This window comes from Delftia sp. CH05 (assembly GCF_009827015.1).
Lineage (GTDB): Bacteria > Pseudomonadota > Gammaproteobacteria > Burkholderiales > Burkholderiaceae_C > Comamonas > Comamonas tsuruhatensis.
In genome coordinates this window covers 141,335-157,054 of record NZ_WUMG01000001.1, presented here as the reverse complement: position 1 = coordinate 157,054, position 15,720 = coordinate 141,335, and the positions used below count along the sequence as shown (strand labels likewise).

Below are 15,720 nucleotides of genomic sequence, written 5' to 3'. Positions count from 1 at the left end.
CATGCCGATCTGGAAGCGCAGCTTCACCCTTGAAGACATCACCTCGCTGAGCGCCGACACGGCCGTCTCGCACCTGGGCATCGAGTTCACCGAGATCGGTGACGACTTCCTGCGCGGCCGCGTGCATGTGGACCAGCGCACCTGCCAGCCCTACGGCATCCTGCACGGCGGCGTGAACGTGGTGCTGGCCGAAACCCTGGGCTCGGTGGCCGCGGCCTGCTCCATCCCCGAAGGCTGGCGCAGCGTGGGCCTGAACGTCTCGGCCAACCATGTGCGCGCCGCGCGCCAGGGCTGGGTCACGGGCACGGCCCGCCCCGTGCACCTGGGCCAGACCACCCATGTCTGGGCCATCGAACTGCACGACGAAACCGGCCGCCTGACCTGCACCTGCAGCCTGACCATGGCGCTGCTGCCGCCCACGCATGCGCAGAACGTCAAGCTCGCGGCGCAGCCGCCGGTGGCGGCCCAGCCCTGATCAAACCCCCAGCAACTCCGACAGGCGCTCCGGCTGCGCCAGCAGCTCCCGCGAATCGGCCTGCAGCGCCAGCCGGCCCTTGGCCATGACCACGGCGCGGTCGGTGTGGGCCAGGACCTTTTTGTAGTCGCGGTCCACGATCAGGGTGGAGATGCCGGTGCTGCGGATGGCGGCGATCACGCGCCAGATTTCGGCGACGACCAGGGGGGCCAGGCCTTCGGTGGCTTCGTCGAGGATGAGCAGGCGCGGGTGCGTCATCAGCGCGCGGCCTATGGACAGCATCTGCTGCTCGCCGCCAGAGAGCTGGTCGCCGCCGTTGGCCAGGCGCTCCGCGAGCCGGGGGAAGGTGTCGAGCACGCGCTCCAGCGTCCAGTGGCGCTCGCCCTGCAGTCCGGGGCGGGCGCTCATGACCAGGTTCTCGCGCACGCTGAGGTTGGGGAAGATGCCGCGCCCCTCTGGCACATAGCCAATGCCCAGCCGCGCCATGCGCTCGGGCGGCGCGCCCGTGCAGTCGCGGCCATCGGCGCGCAGGCGGCCACGGCGCGCGGGCACATAGCCCATGAGCGTGCGGATCAGCGTGGTCTTGCCCATGCCGTTGCGCCCCAGCAGGCCCACGGCCTGGCCCGCGCCCAGCGCCAGGCTCACGCCCTGCAGGATGTGGCTGTCGCCGTAGTAGGTATGCAGCTCGTCGATGGCGAACATGGGCTCAGTCATCGTCTTCTCCGAGATAGGCAGTACGGACCACGGGATCGACACGGATCTGCGCTGGCGTGCCCGTGGCCACCACGCTGCCGTTGACCATCACGGTGATGCGGTCGGCGATGCGGAACACGGCGTCCATGTCGTGCTCGACCAGCAGTACCGCATGGCCGCGCTTGAGCTCCTGCAGCAGGGCCAGCATGCGCTCGGTCTCCTCGGCGCCCATGCCGGCCAGCGGTTCGTCCAGCAGCAGCACGCGCGGGCCGGTGGCCAGGCACATGGCCACTTCCAGCTGGCGCTTGGCGCCATGGCTCAGCGTGCCGGCCACGGCCTGGGCCTGCCCGGCCAGGCCCGCACGCTCCAGGGCCGCATGGGCCTGGCGCAGGCTGTCCGCGCAGCGCTGTGCGGACAGGCCCAGCTGCCAGGGCCTGAGCGCCATCTGCGCCTGGGCCGCGAGCCGGCAGTTCTCCAGCGCCGAGAACTCGGGAAAGATGGTGGTGCGCTGGTAGCTGCGGCCCACGCCGGCACGCGCGCGCCGGGGCTGGGGCATGCGCGTGACGTCCTGGCCCGCGAGCGCGATGCGCCCCGCGCTGGCCGCCAGTTCGCCCGAGAGCATGTTGACCAGGGTGGACTTGCCCGCGCCGTTGGTGCCGATCACGGCATGGACCTCGCCCTCATGCAGGTCCAGGTCCACGTCGCCCACGGCCGTGAGCCCGCCGAAGCGGCGCGTGAGGCCGCGCACCGAAAGCAGTGCCGCATCAGCCATGTCCGGCCTCCTTGTGGTGGACCTCGTTGTGCACTCCAGCGCGTTGCCGTGCAAGGCCAGCCAGCCCGATCAGCCCCATCAGTCCTTTCGGCAGCAGGGCCACGAGCACGATGATGGCCAGGCCCAGGCTCAGCTGCCAGTGATCGGCCATGGGGCCGACGATGGCATGCGTGGACAGCACCTCCTTGAGCGCGACGAAGGCCACCGTGCCCAGCACGGCGCCGCGCAGCGAGCCCAGGCCGCCGAGGATGACCATCAGCAGCACCTCACCCGAGTGGTGCCAGGACAGCAGCTCGGGGTTGACCACGGCATCGCGCACCGCCAGCAAAAAGCCTGCCACGCCGGCCAGCATGCCGGCCAGCACGAAGGCCGCGAGCTTGTACCCGTAGGTGGTGAAGCCGGCCGCACGCATGCGCTGCTCGTTGACGCGTATGCCCGCCAGCGCCGCGCCGAAGCGCGACTGGCGCAGCCCGGCCAGGAAGGCATAGACCAGCACCAGGGCGGCCAGCACCACGTAGTACTGCACGCGCGGGATTTCCATGTCGATGGCGCCCAGCGCGGGCCGGGCCATCAGGTAGATGCCATCGCTGCCGCCGCCGATGCCCGTGTCGTGGACCACGAAGTAGGCCATCTGTGCGAAGGCCAGCGTCACCATGATGAAGTAGATGCCGCGCGTGCGCAGGCTCAGCAGGCCCACCAGCAGCGCATAGCCGCCCGAGGCCAGCAGCGCCCAGCCCAGCATGGCCGGCAGGCTGCCGCCCTCGTTGCCTGCGGACAGCACGGCGGCATAGGCGCCCAGGCCCATGAAGGCCGCATGCCCCAGGCTCACCAGGCCCGTGCCGCCCACCAGCAGCTGCAGGCTGAGCGCGAAGATGGCCAGGATCATGGTCTTGACCACCAGGCCCGACAGATAGTCCGACCACCAGGGGCCGGCCAGCGCCAGCAGCGCCACGCAGGCCAGCGGCACGGCGCAGGTCTGCCATCGGCAGGCGCGCTGCGGCAACTGAGCAGGCTGCACGGCGGCGGCCAGCAGCGCCGGAGAAGGATTGGATACGGCCATTGTTCAGCTCCTTTGCCCCATCAGGCCCTGGGGCCGCCACACCAGCACCACCGCCATCAGCAGGTAGACGCTCATGCCGCTGAGCTCCTGGAAGAACAGCTTGCCGAAGGTATCGACAAAGCCCACCAGCAGCGAGGCCAGCAGCGCGCCCGTGATCGAGCCGATGCCGCCGATCACCACCACCACGAAGCAGATGATGAGCACGTTGCCGCCCATGCCCGGATAGACCGAACTCATGGGCGCGGCGATCATGCCCGCCAGTGCCGCCAGCGCCACGCCGATGGCGAAGACGATGCGGTACAGGCGCTTCACGTCGATGCCCAGGCCGCGCACCATGTCGCGGTTGCTGGCGCCCGCGCGCACCATCATTCCCAGGCGCGTGCGGTTGACCACCCAGTACAGCGCCAGCGCCACCAGCAGGCACACGCCCGAGGCGAACAGCCGGTACCACGGATAGCTCATGAGCCCGCCCAGCGAGAAGCTGCCCGACAGCCAGCCGGGCAGCGGCACGCCATGCACGTCGTTGCCCGCCAGCAGCGAGCGCAGCTCCTCGAACACCAGGATCAGCCCGAAGGTCATCAGCACCTGCTGCAGGTGCTCGCGCTCGTAGAGGTAGCTGAAGAAGGCCCACTCCAGCGCATAGCCCAGCACCACGGTCAGCGCCACGCCGGCCAGCAGCATGGTGATGAAGTGCTGGCCCAGCAGCGGGGACAGCGCAAAGGCCATGTAGGCGCCGATCATGTAGAAGCTGCCATGGGCCAGGTTGATCACGCCCATGATCCCGAAGATCAGCGTCAGGCCGGAGGCCAGCAGGAACAGCAGCAGCCCGTACTGGACGGCGTTCAGGCACTGCACGAGAAAGGTGGCAAGGTCCATGGCGATGTCCGTATGCGTCCGTATATGAGTGCGCCCCGCGCCTCACATGCGGCAGCCGCGGCCGGTATCGCCCAGGGCCTTGATGGCCACGCCCATGCGCTGGTTCTCCTTGCCCACGACCTTGCGCAGGTACATGTCCTGCACGGGGTTGTGCGACTTGCTGATGGTGAAGTCACCGCGCGGGCTGGGGATGGTGGCCTTCTCGATGGCCTGGCGGAACTCGGCCTTTTTCGCGATGTCGCCGCCCGCCGCCTTCAGGCCCACGCCCAGCATCTGGGCGGCGTCGTAGCCCTGCACGGCATACACATCGGGCATCAGCTTGTAGGCCTGGGCATAGGCGGAGCGAAAGCGCCGGTCGCGCTCCGTGCCCAGCTCGTCGGCGTAGTGCAGCGTGGTCAGCACCCCCTGGGCGGCCTCGCCCTGGGCCTCCAGCGTGCCGTCGGTCAGAAAGCCCGAGCCGTACAGCGGGATGGTTTTGTGCAGGCCGGCCGCGTGGTAGTCCTTGACGAACTTGACGGCGCCCGCGCCCGCGAAGAAGGCAAACACCGCATCGGGCCTGGCCGCCGCGATCTCGGTCAGCAGGGCCTGGAACTCCACGTTGGGAAAGGGCACGGTGAGCTGCTTGCTGACCTTGCCGCCCTCCTTCTCGAAGCCCTCCTTGAAGGCATTGGTCATCTCCTCGCCGGCCGCGTATTTCCAGGTGATGGTCATGGCGGTTTTCCTGCCCTCCTGCCTGGCCGCCACCACGCCCATGGGATAGGAGGACTGCCAGTTGGAGAAGGACGAACGGAAGATGTTGGGCGCGCACATGGCGCCCGTGACCGCATCGGCGCCCGCATTGGGCACGATGAGCACGGTGCCGCTTTCCTTGGCCGCGCGCGCCATGGCCATGGCCACGCCCGAATGCACGGTGCCCACCAGCACATCGACCTTGTCGCGCTTGATCAGGCGGTTGACGTTGTCCGTGGCCTTGGCCGGATCGGACTCGTCATCGACCTTGAAGAACTCGATCTCGCGCCCGCCCAGCCTGCCGCCCTGCTCGTTCACGAACATGCGAAAGCCGTTCTCTATGGCCGAGCCCAGCGCCGCGTAGGTGCCGCTGTAGGGCAGCATGAAGCCGACCTTGATCCTGTCCTGCGCATATGCGCCGCAGGACAGGGAGGCCGTCAGGGCGAGGGCGGCCCAGTGTTTGCGATCGATGTTCATGCGTGTCTCCTTGTGGTGGATGGGTCTTGCTTTGCGGGTCTTGCTCACACAATTCATTTCGGTTCTCCATGGCACGGCCACGCCCCTTGAAACTGGCGCGTCCCAAAGCGAGGGACACCGAGGAAGGGCCGCCCCGCACCGAGGGTGTCGTCCCCCTCCCTCGCTCAGCGAGTAGAGAGGGGGAAGCCGCGTAGCGGCTCAGGGGGTGTACTGGCTTCGCGCTCTCGAAGCCTGAAACGCTGGATCTTTCCGGTGGCGGTCTTGGGAAGTTCGTCCACGAATTCGATGAAGCGCGGGTACTTGTAGGCGGCCAGGCGCTGCTTCACGAAGGCCTTGAGCTCGGCCTCGGTGGCGCTGCAGCCGTCCTTGAGCACGACGAAGGATTTGGTCTTGAGCAGGCCGTCGGCGTCGGTCTTGCCGATCACGGCGGCCTCCAGCACGGCCGGGTGCTGCATCAGCGTGGCCTCGACCTCGAAGGGCGAGACATAGATGCCGCTGACCTTGAGCATGTCGTCGCTGCGCCCGGCATAGGTGTAGTAGCCATCGGCGTCGCGCACGTACTTGTCGCCGCTCTTGAGCCAGCCGCCCTGGAAGGTCTCGCGCGTCTTGTCGCGGTTGCCCCAGTACATGAGGGCGGCGCTGGGGCCCTGGATGAACAGGTCGCCCACCTCGCCATCGGCCACGGGGCGGCCGTCCTCGCCGCGCAGCTCCACGCGGTAGCCGTCCACGGGCTTGCCCGTGGTGCCGTAGCGGATGTCGCCGGGCCGGTTGGACAGGAAGATGTGCAGCATCTCGGTGGAGCCGATGCCGTCCACGATGTCGGCGCCGAAATGCGCCTTGAAGCGCTGGGCGATCTCGGCCGGCAGCGCCTCGCCGGCCGAGGAGCACATGCGCAGGCTGACCTGCTCGCGCGCGGGCAGCAGCGGCGAGGCCAGCATGCCCGCAAAGCCCGTGGGCGCGCCGAAGAACACCGTGGGCCGGTGCTGCACCCAGCGCGCGAAGGTGGCCTCGGGTGTGGGCCGCTCGGCCATCAGCAGCACGGTGGCGCCCACGCTCAGCGGAAAGCTCAGGGCATTGCCCAGGCCGTAGGCGAAGTAGAGCTTGGCGGCGGAAAAGCAGATGTCGCCCTCGCCCAGGCCCAGCACCGGGCCGCCATAGAGTTCGGCCGTCCAGTACGGATTGGCATGCGTGTGGACCGCGCCCTTGGGCTTGCCCGTGGAGCCGGAGGAATACAGCCAAAAGCCTGGGTCATCGCCCAGCGTGGGCGCCGGTGCGGGCAGCGGCGGCTGCGCCGCCAGCCAGGGCTGCATCGGCGCAAAGCCTGCGGCGCGCGCGGCCGCTTCGTCGCCGGCCACCCAGACATGGCGCACCTCGTTGGGCGCCCGGTCCAGCGCCTGGCGCAGCAGGGGCAGCAGCGCATCGCAGGTCAGCACGGCCTGGGCGCGGCTGTGGCCCAGCATGTAGGCGTAGTCGTCGGCCGTGAGCAAGGTGTTCACCGCCACCGGCACCACGCCCGCATACAGCGCGCCCAGAAAGGCCACGGCCCATTCATGGCGGTCGTGCATGAGCAGCAGCACGCGCTCCTCGCGGTGGATGCCCGCCGCCAGCAGGCCGCTGGCCATGCGCTGCGCCTGCTGCTGCAGTTGGCCGTAGCTCAGCGTGCCGTGGTCGTCGATGTAGGCGATCTTGCCGGGCCGCCCCTCATTGAGCGCGAACAGGTGCGCAGCGAAATTGAAGGGCTGGGTGAAGTCGATCATCGGGGTCTCCTTCGACATCGGGCATCCGGCCCGACTTGTGATCTTCCGCACAACATGCAATATTGTGCGTGCATCAGAAAGATAGTTAGAACACCACCGAGCGTCAAGCACTATATTGCATGGCTGGTGTTAACCCCGACTGTTTATCATTCACGCCCTCTTCAAGGAAACTCTATGGACCAGTTCGAGACGGCAGCCCAGTCCGCCGGGGCGGCGGATTCCCTCTCAGAAGCCCCCAGGAACCAGGTGCTGCAGGCGCTGGGCGAGCGTGTGCGCAGCCTGCGCTCGCGCCGGGGCATGACGCGGCGCGCCCTGGCGGCGGCGGCCGATGTCTCGGAGCGCCACCTGGCCAACCTCGAATACGGCACGGGCAATGTGTCGGTGCTGGTCCTGCACCATATTGCACAGGCCCTGCAATGCTCCATGGCCGAGCTGCTGGGCGACGTGACCACCACCAGCGCCGAATGGCTGCTGATCCGCGAACTGCTGGAAGGCCGCGATGAAGAGGATCTGCGCCGCGTGCGCCTGGCCGCAGGCGAGCTGCTGGGCACGGCGCCCAGCGACCGCCAGCGCCACACGCGCATCGCCCTGATCGGCCTGCGCGGCGCGGGCAAGTCCACGCTGGGCCGCATGCTGGCCGAGCAGCTGGGCGTGCCCTTCCTCGAACTCAACCAGGAAATCGAGCGCATTGCGGGCTGCAGCGTGCGCGCCATCCACGACCTGTACGGTGCCAACGCCTACCGCCGCTACGAGCGCCGCGCGCTGGAGGAAGCCGTGCAGATCTACAGCGACGTGGTCATCGCCACGCCGGGCGGCATCGTCTCCGACCCGGCCACCTTCAACGAGCTGCTGTCGCACTGCACCACGGTCTGGCTCAAGGCCCAGCCCGAGGAGCACATGGCCCGCGTCGTGGCCCAGGGCGACACCCGCCCCATGGCCGCCAATCCCGAGGCCATGGACGATCTGCGCAGCATCCTCGAAGGCCGCGCCGGCTTCTACGCCAAGGCCGACCACGTGGTGGATACCAGCGGCCAGACGCTGGAGCAGAGCTTCGATCAGTTGAAGGCACTGTTCCTGCCCGCACGCTGAGACGGCGGCAGCAACCCACGGCATCCAGGCCCCAGGCCTGGATTTTTTTCGCCTGTGCTGGCTGGTGTTTACCCTGGATATAGCCAAAACACGCACTATCGTGCGTGTTGCTGCGTGCATTTTTGGGATGAATCTGCATAATTGTGCCTGCACCCTATCTGCGACTGCACTATTTTTCAACCAAGAGGCCGTCCATGCACCCGTCCAGCCCCACTGTCGATTACCGCACCGAGCCCGCCCAGTACCGCCACTGGTCGTTCACCGTCGAGGGCGCCATCGCCCGCATGCAGCTGAACATCGCCGAGGACGGCGGCATACGGCCCGGCTACAAGCTCAAGCTCAACAGCTACGACCTGGGCGTGGACATCGAGCTGCACGACGCGCTCAACCGCATCCGCTTCGAGCATCCGCAGGTGCGCACCGTCATCGTCACCAGCGGGCGCGACCGCATCTTCTGCTCGGGCGCCAACATCTTCATGCTGGGCGTGTCCAGCCATGCCTGGAAGGTGAACTTCTGCAAGTTCACGAACGAGACGCGCAACGGCATCGAGGACAGTTCACGCCACTCGGGCCTGAAGTTCCTGGCCGCCGTCAACGGCGCCTGCGCAGGCGGCGGCTACGAGCTGGCCCTGGCCTGCGACGACATCGTGCTGATCGACGACCGCTCCTCCTCCGTCTCTCTGCCCGAGGTGCCGCTGCTGGGCGTGCTGCCCGGCACGGGCGGCCTCACGCGCGTGACCGACAAGCGCCATGTGCGCCATGACCTGGCCGACATCTTCTGCACCAGCGTCGAAGGCGTGCGCGGCCAGCGCGCCGTGGACTGGCGCCTGGTGGATGCCGTGGCCAAGCCCGCGCAGTTCGACGCCGTAGTGGCCCAGCGCGCGCAGCGCCTGGCCGAAGGCAGCACGCGCCCTGCCAATGCGCAGGGCATCACGCTCACGCGCCTGGAACGCGAAGCCACGGACGACGCACTGCACTACCGCCATGTCAGCGTGCAGATCGACCGCGCGCGCCGCAGCGCCACGCTGACCGTGAAGGCGCCCACGCTTGGGCAAGGCCCGCAGCCGGCCACCCTCGAAGCCATCGAGCAGGCCGGGGACGCCTGGTGGCCGCTGGCCATGGGCCGCGAGCTGGACGACGCCATCCTGCACCTGCGCACCAACGAGCTGGACGTGGGCACCTGGCTGCTCAAGACCGAAGGCGATGCCGCCGCCGTGCTGGCCGCAGACGCCGCCCTGCTCGCCCACCAGGACCACTGGCTGGCGCGCGAGACGCTGGGCCTGCTGCGCCGCAGCTTTGCGCGGCTCGATGTGTCCTCGCGCACGCTGTTCGCGCTGATCGAGCCCGGCTCCTGCTTCGTGGGCATGCTGGCCGAGCTGGCCTTCGCGGCCGACCGCGCCTACATGCTGGTGCTGCCCGATGACACCGAGCGCGCCCCGCGTATCCAGCTGGACGAATTCAATTTCGGCCTGCTGCCCCTGGTCAACGACCAGTCGCGCCTGCAGCGCCGCTTCTACGAGGAGGCCGCGCCGCTGGAGGCCGCGCGCGCCGCCACGGGCCGCGCGCTGGACGGCGACCAGGCCCTGGCCCTGGGCCTGGTCACGGCCGCGCCCGACGACATCGACTGGGACGACGAGATCCGCATCGCCATGGAAGAGCGCGCCGCCATGTCGCCCGATGCGCTCACGGGCCTGGAGGCCAACCTGCGCTTTGCCAGCCGCGAGAACATGGTCACGCGCATCTTCGGGCGCCTGTCGGCCTGGCAGAACTGGATCTTCAACCGCCCCAATGCCGTGGGCGACAAGGGCGCTCTCAAGCTCTACGGCACGGGCCAGAAGGCCGGCTTCGACTTCAACCGCGTCTGACCGCAGGCACGCCCCGAAACATCCACGGAGACCCCACCATGAGCGCCATCAACTACAGCGAGAAGATCCCCAACAACGTCAACCTCGGCGAAGACCGCACCCTGCAGCGCGCGCTGGAGAGCTGGCAGCCCAACTTCCTGAACTGGTGGGGCGACGTGGGCCCCGAAGGCTCCACCGACTACGACGTCTACCTGCGCACCGCCATCAGCGTGGACCCGCAGGGCTGGGCCCAGTTCGGCCACGTGAAGATGCGCGACTACCGCTGGGGCATCTTCCTGAACCCGGCCGAGGCCGACCGCAAGGTGCACTTCGGCGACCACGCGGGCGAGAAGGCCTGGCAGGACGTGCCCGGCGAGCACCGCGCCAACCTGCGCCGCATCATCGTCACCCAGGGCGATACCGAGCCCGCCTCGGTGGAGCAGCAGCGCCACCTGGGCCTGACCGCGCCGTCCATGTACGACCTGCGCAACCTGTTCCAGGTCAACGTGGAGGAAGGCCGCCACCTGTGGGCCATGGTCTACCTGCTGCACAAGCACTTCGGCCGCGACGGCCGCGAGGAGGCCGAGGCCCTGCTGGAGCGCCAGTCCGGCGACGAGAACAACCCGCGCATCCTGGGCGCCTTCAACGAGAAGACGCCCGACTGGCTGTCCTTCTTCATGTTCACCTACTTCACCGACCGCGACGGCAAGTTCCAGCTGGCCGCGCTGGCCGAGAGCGCCTTCGACCCGCTGGCGCGCACCACCAAGTTCATGCTGACCGAGGAGGCCCACCACATGTTCGTGGGCGAGTCCGGTGTCTCGCGCGTGCTGCAGCGCACCTGCCAGGTCATGAACGAGCTGCGCACCGACGACGTGGGCCGCCTGCGCGCGGCCGGCGTGATCGACCTGCCCACGCTGCAGCGCTACCTGAACTTCCACTACAGCGTGACCATCGACCTGTTCGGCGCCGACCAGTCCAGCAATGCCGCCACCTTCTACAGCAGCGGCCTCAAGGGCCGCTACGAGGAAGGCAAGCGCGCGGACGACCACCGCCTGCACGACCAGCACTACAAGGTGCTGGAAGTGGTGGACGGCAGGCTGCAGGAAAAGGAAGTGCCCATGCTCAACGCGCTCAACGAGGTGCTGCGCGACGACTACATCAAGGACTCCAACGCGGGCGTGGGCCGCTGGAACAAGGTCATGGAAAAGGCCGGCATCGATTTCCGCCTCACCGTGCCGCACAAGGCCTTCAACCGCCAGATCGGCGCGCTGGCGGGCGTGCGCATGAGCCCCGACGGCCGCGTGGTCAGCGAGCAGGAATGGCGCATGCGCGAGGGCGAATGGCTGCCCTCGGACGCCGACCGCGCCTTCGTCGCCTCGCTCATGGGCCGCTGCGTGGAGCCGGGCCAGTTCGCGGGCTGGATCGCGCCGCCGGTCATGGGCATCAACCGCCAGCCCGTGGATTTCGAATACGTGCGCTTCAACTGAAGCGCCGCGCCAGCAGGGAGTCGCCCATGACAGTCGCCTTGGTAGAACACGGCATCCTCACCCAGCACCTGATCGACCCGGAGATCTGCATACGCTGCAACACCTGCGAGGCCACCTGCCCCGTGGGCGCCATCACGCACGATGACCGCAACTACGTGGTACAGGCCGAGCAGTGCAACGGCTGCATGGACTGCGTCTCGCCCTGCCCCACGGGCGCCATCGACAACTGGCGCAAGGTGCCGCTGGCAAGCGCCTATCCCGTGTCCGAGCAGCTGCTCTGGGACGAGCTGCCCGAGGAGCTGCCGCCTGAGGCGCTGGTCCAGGCACTGGTTCAGGCGCAGGACACAGGGGACGCACCTGCCGGCGAGGACCTGAGCCAGGCCCAGGCCGTGATCGCGGCGGCCGCCACGCGCGGTGCGGATGCGGCCCGGCCCGATGACCAGGCCGATACCCAGGTGTTGCGCAGCGCCAGCTACGGCGCCACCGTGCCGCCCTGGTCGGCCGCCCATCCGTACACCAACCTGCATGGCCCCAGGAGCCCCGTCACGGCCACCGTGGTCGGCAACCTCAACTGCACGGAGGCGGGCTTCGACAGCGAGACCCACCACATCGTGCTGGACTTCGGCAGCCAGCCGTTCCCCGTGCTCGAAGGCCAGTCCATCGCCGTCATCGCGCCCGGCACCGACGCCCAGGGCCGCCCGCATGTGGCGCGCCAGTACTCGGTGGCCAGTGCGCGCAATGGCGAGCGGCCCGGCTACAACAACCTGGCGCTGACCGTGAAACGCGTCACCCAGGACCACCAGGGCCGCCCCGTGCGCGGCGTGGCCAGCAACTACCTGTGCGACGCACGCATCGGCGACAGGGTCCAGGTCATAGGCCCGTTCGGCCAGTCGTTCCTGATGCCCAACCATCCCCGCTCGCACATCGTGATGATCTGCACGGGCACGGGCAGCGCCCCCATGCGCGCCATGACCGAATGGCGCAGGCGCCTGCGCAAGAGCGGCAGGTTCGAGGGCGGCAAGCTCATGCTGTTCTTCGGCGCACGCACGCCGCAGGAGCTGCCCTACTTCGGCCCGCTGCAAAGCCTGCCGCGCGACTTCATCGACAACAACCTGGCCTTCTCGCGCGTGGCCGGCCAGCCCCGGCGCTACGTGCAGGACCTGCTGCGCGAACGTGCGGCCGACCTGGCGGCCCTGCTGCGCGACGACAACGCGCACTTCTACGTCTGCGGGCTCAAGAGCATGGAGGAAGGCGTGGTGCTGGCACTGCGCGACGTGGCGCAGCAATCGGGACTGGACTGGGAGCAGATCGGCGCGCGCCTCAAGCGCGAAGGCCGGCTGCATCTGGAGACTTATTGAATCGCTACAGGCCCATACGCATCGCTGGCCAGGGCCTGGGCCAGTATCCAGGCAGGGTCCACCAGCTCGGCACCGCGCGCCAGCGGCGACTGCGGCAGGGCCAGCGGGATCTCGGTGCAGCCCATGATCACGGGCACATCGCCATGGCGCTGCAGCAGCGGCGCCAGCACCTCGCCGAAGCAGCGCGCGGCCAGGTCCATGTCGCCCTGCTTGACGCCGTCGTAGATGCCCTGCATGAGCCGCGCGCGGCCCTGCGCATCGGGCTGCAGCGCGGTGATGCCGCACTCGGCCAGTGCCGCGTCGTACAGGCCGCTGTCATAGGTGCCCTGCGTGGCCAGCACGATGGCCTGTTGCGCGCCGCCGGCCTGCAGGTGCAGGGCGGCCTGGCGCGCGATGTGCAGCACATGCAGCTGCGGAAAAAGCGCCTGCAGCTGCCCATGCCAGGCATGGGCCGTGTTGCAGGCCAGGGCCACGCTGCGCACGCCCAGCGCCGCCATGCGGCCCACGCCCTGCAGCAGGTGCTGGGCCGGCCCCGTGGGCGACTGCGGGTCCGCGCGCAGCGCGGCGCTACGGTCGGGCATGGGCAGCTGCACCAGCCAGTGCTCGGGATAGGCCTGGTCATGCACGGGCAGGCCCTGCTGCTGCAGGTGCGCCGTGCAGGCCTGGACGAACAGGCGCACGAAATCCGCGCCTGCGGCCGGACCCATGCCCCCGAGAATGCCCACCGCGCGCGGGGGCTGAAGCTGCTGCTGCATGCTGCGATCCGACATCAAAAAGCGGGTTTGTCGCTGAGGTCCTGCAGGTTTTTCTGCAATTGCTCGCTCATCGGCAGGCCCAGGGCCACGTTCCTCGGGGCAATGGGCTGCATGAACCACTTGTCATACAGCCTGGCGAACGCGCCCGACTTCATCATGTCGCCGATCACTCCATCGACCAGCTGCTTGAACTGGGGGTCGTCCTTGCGCAGCATGCAGGCATAGGGCTCGACCTGCAGCGAGTCGGCCACCACCTCGAAGTCGCCGGGGTTCTTGGCCGTGGGGATCAGGCCGAAGAGCAGGATGTCGTCCATGCCGAAGGCCGCGGCGCGGTCGTTCTCCACCAGCAGGAAGCCGTCCGCATGGTCCTTGGCCATGACGATGTTCATGCCCCAGGCCTTGTCGGCATTGGCCTTGCGCAGCACCTGCAGGTTGGTGGTTCCCGTGGTGATGGCCACGGTCTTGTCCTTGAGGTCGGCGTAGTTTTTGATGCCCGAGCTCTTCTTCACCAGCAGCCGCGTGCCCGTGTAGAAATGGTTGATGGCAAAGGCCACCTCCTTGCCGCGCACCGTGTTGTTGGTGGTCGAGCCGCATTCCAGGTCGATGGTGCCGTTGGCCAGCAGCGGCATGCGGTTCTGCGAGGTCACGGCCTGCCACTGCACCTTCAGATCGGGCCGGTTCACCGCCTTCTTCACGGCCTCGGCCACGGCCTGGGACATCTCCACCGTCATGCCGATGGGCTTGCCGTTGTCCAGGTAGCTGAAGGGCACGGAGGACTCGCGGTAGGCCAGCGTGATGCGGCCGCTGTCGCGCACCTTGGCCAGCGTGTCGGCATGGGCCGCAGCCAGGCCTCCCAGGGCCAGGGCCGCGCACAGCGCGGTGGTGTGAAATTGCATGCTTGTCTCCTCGTCTTTGGTGGATGTGCGGCCAGTGTAGGAAGGGCGGCGGCCTTTGCGGAATGACAATATCGGGCCGGTCCATGCCCGCCGGTTATGGGCTGTCGCCCTGCCCTGAGCAGCAGCCCCCGGCCATAACCTGCGTGCATGGCCCGTGTGCCAAATGCCATGGCCCGGCCTGCCGCGCGCGGCCTACAGTGCGGCTGCATGGAGAAACGATCAATGCATGTCTGCATCGTGGGCGCCGGCATCGTCGGCCTGGCAACGGCCTGGGCGCTGCGGCAGGCCGGCCACCGCATCACCGTGCTGGACCGCGCACCGGGCCCCGCCCAGGGTGCCAGCGGCGGCAATGGCGCGCAGCTGAGCTATTCCTACGTGCAGCCGCTGGCCGATCCCGGCATCTGGAAGATGCTGCCCCGCCTGCTGCTGCAAAAGGATTCGCCGCTGGCCTTCCGCCTGCGCGCCGACCCCGCGCAATGGGCCTGGGGACTGCGCTTTCTGGGCGCCTGCAATGCCCATGCCTCGGCCGAAGGAACGCGCGCCCTGCTGGCCCTGGCCGCCGAAAGCCGCCAGGCCTTCGAGTCGCTCCAGGCCGACGAAGCACTGGCCTGCGACCTGCACACTCCGGGCAAGCTGGTGCTCTACCCCACCCAGCAGGCGCTGGATGCCGCCGCGCAGCAGGTGGCACTGCAAGCGGGCCTGGGCGGTGCGCCGCAGCGCATCGTCAACGCCGCCGAAGTGGCGCGCATCGAACCCGCGCTCGCCGGCTACGCCCAGCGCATTGCAGGCGCCGTGCACACGCCCAGCGAGGCCGCAGCCGACTGCCGCCTGCTGTGCGAGCAACTGGCCGCCCGGCTCACCGCACGCGGCGCCGAACTGCGCTACGGCGTGGAGCTGCAGGGCTTCGAGCGCGAAGGCGACGCCATCACCGGCCTGCACACCGCCGCAGGCCCGCTGCCGCTGCGCGCCGACCACTACGTGCTGGCCAGCGGCTGGGAAAGCGCGGTCCACGCGCGCCAGCTGGGCCTGCACATTCCCGTCTACCCGCTCAAGGGCTACAGCATCACCGCCGATGCCGCCGCGCAGCTGCCGCACGCCGCGCCCCGGGTCAGCGTCACCGACACCGCACGCAAGGTCGTCTTCGCACGCATCGGCGAACGCCTGCGCGTGGCCGGCATGGTGGAAATCGTGGGCCACGACACAGGCACCGACCCGCGCCGCATCGCCAGCCTGCGCCGCTCCACGCAGGAGGTCTTCGCCGACCTGCCGCTGGACGGCAACCTCCACCCCTGGACCGGCATGCGCCCCGCCACACCCACCGGCCTGCCCCTCACCGGCCGCCAGCGCGGCGGTCCGCGCAACCTGTGGCTGCAGACGGGGCATGGCGCGCTGGGGCTGACGCTGGCGTTCGGATCGGCGCAGAGGCTGGTGGGGCAGATGGAGCAGGCCTGA

General features: G+C 68.8%; 14 protein-coding genes. 6 read left to right on the top strand and 8 right to left on the bottom strand.

Annotated features, from left to right (window positions below; all coding sequences use genetic code 11):
- The first annotated feature begins 1 nt into the window (after window position 1).
- Window positions 2–475, top strand: a complete 474-nt coding sequence (locus tag GRX31_RS00710; RefSeq protein WP_012202024.1) for a hotdog fold thioesterase — start codon at window positions 2–4, stop codon at window positions 473–475.
- Here GRX31_RS00710 and GRX31_RS00705 read toward each other — a convergent pair whose 3' ends face one another.
- The 6 genes from GRX31_RS00705 to GRX31_RS00680 all read right to left on the bottom strand — a co-directional run bounded on the left by GRX31_RS00705 (window position 476) and on the right by GRX31_RS00680 (window position 6,839).
- Window positions 476–1,189 carry an ABC transporter ATP-binding protein gene (locus tag GRX31_RS00705; RefSeq protein WP_016447319.1) on the bottom strand — a complete coding sequence of 238 codons (714 nt, stop codon included), beginning with the start codon at window positions 1,187–1,189 and terminating at the stop codon, window positions 476–478. It lies immediately after the preceding gene.
- Complete coding sequence (locus GRX31_RS00700; RefSeq protein WP_160851038.1) at window positions 1,182–1,940, bottom strand: ABC transporter ATP-binding protein; 759 nt, start codon at window positions 1,938–1,940, stop codon at window positions 1,182–1,184. Before GRX31_RS00700 ends, GRX31_RS00705 begins: the two co-directional genes overlap by 8 nt.
- A complete protein-coding gene (locus tag GRX31_RS00695) occupies window positions 1,933–3,000 on the bottom strand; it encodes a branched-chain amino acid ABC transporter permease (protein WP_046984855.1) in 1,068 nt (355 codons plus the stop codon). Before GRX31_RS00695 ends, GRX31_RS00700 begins: the two co-directional genes overlap by 8 nt.
- A 3-nt stretch (window positions 3,001–3,003) precedes the next feature.
- Window positions 3,004–3,876, bottom strand: a complete 873-nt coding sequence (locus GRX31_RS00690; RefSeq protein ID WP_013799989.1) for a branched-chain amino acid ABC transporter permease — start codon at window positions 3,874–3,876, stop codon at window positions 3,004–3,006.
- Window positions 3,877–3,918: 42 nt separating this feature from the next.
- Complete coding sequence (locus GRX31_RS00685; RefSeq protein ID WP_016447315.1) at window positions 3,919–5,082, bottom strand: ABC transporter substrate-binding protein; 1,164 nt, start codon at window positions 5,080–5,082, stop codon at window positions 3,919–3,921.
- Window positions 5,083–5,246: 164 nt separating this feature from the next.
- Entirely contained in the window at window positions 5,247–6,839 is a 1,593-nt protein-coding gene (locus GRX31_RS00680) for a benzoate-CoA ligase family protein (protein WP_160851035.1), read from the bottom strand.
- Window positions 6,840–7,013: 174 nt separating this feature from the next.
- On the opposite strand from GRX31_RS00680, the gene GRX31_RS00675 reads away from it, so the two are divergent.
- The 4 genes from GRX31_RS00675 to boxA all read left to right on the top strand — a co-directional run bounded on the left by GRX31_RS00675 (window position 7,014) and on the right by boxA (window position 12,617).
- Window positions 7,014–7,928, top strand: coding sequence for a helix-turn-helix transcriptional regulator (locus GRX31_RS00675; protein ID WP_013799986.1), 915 nt, complete (start codon window positions 7,014–7,016; stop codon window positions 7,926–7,928).
- A gap of 194 nt (window positions 7,929–8,122) precedes the next feature.
- Complete coding sequence (gene boxC, locus GRX31_RS00670; protein WP_046238977.1) at window positions 8,123–9,793, top strand: 2,3-epoxybenzoyl-CoA dihydrolase; 1,671 nt, start codon at window positions 8,123–8,125, stop codon at window positions 9,791–9,793.
- Window positions 9,794–9,831: 38 nt separating this feature from the next.
- On the top strand, window positions 9,832–11,259 hold the full coding sequence (boxB, locus tag GRX31_RS00665; protein ID WP_047475127.1) for a benzoyl-CoA 2,3-epoxidase subunit BoxB: 1,428 nt from the start codon (window positions 9,832–9,834) through the stop codon (window positions 11,257–11,259).
- A 26-nt stretch (window positions 11,260–11,285) separates the two neighbouring features.
- Window positions 11,286–12,617, top strand: coding sequence for a benzoyl-CoA 2,3-epoxidase subunit BoxA (boxA, locus tag GRX31_RS00660; RefSeq protein ID WP_160851033.1), 1,332 nt, complete (start codon window positions 11,286–11,288; stop codon window positions 12,615–12,617).
- Here the strand turns inward: boxA and GRX31_RS00655 are convergent.
- Both GRX31_RS00655 and GRX31_RS00650 read right to left on the bottom strand, forming a co-directional pair.
- Window positions 12,611–13,372, bottom strand: coding sequence for an aspartate/glutamate racemase family protein (locus GRX31_RS00655; protein WP_160851031.1), 762 nt, complete (start codon window positions 13,370–13,372; stop codon window positions 12,611–12,613). The genes boxA and GRX31_RS00655 overlap by 7 nt on opposite strands.
- Window positions 13,373–13,386: 14 nt before the next feature.
- On the bottom strand, window positions 13,387–14,268 hold the full coding sequence (locus GRX31_RS00650) for an amino acid ABC transporter substrate-binding protein (RefSeq protein WP_160851028.1): 882 nt from the start codon (window positions 14,266–14,268) through the stop codon (window positions 13,387–13,389).
- 222 nt (window positions 14,269–14,490) lie between these two features.
- Here GRX31_RS00650 and GRX31_RS00645 point away from each other — a divergent pair, with 222 nt between their 5' ends.
- Entirely contained in the window at window positions 14,491–15,720 is a 1,230-nt protein-coding gene (locus GRX31_RS00645; protein WP_160851263.1) for a D-amino acid dehydrogenase, read from the top strand.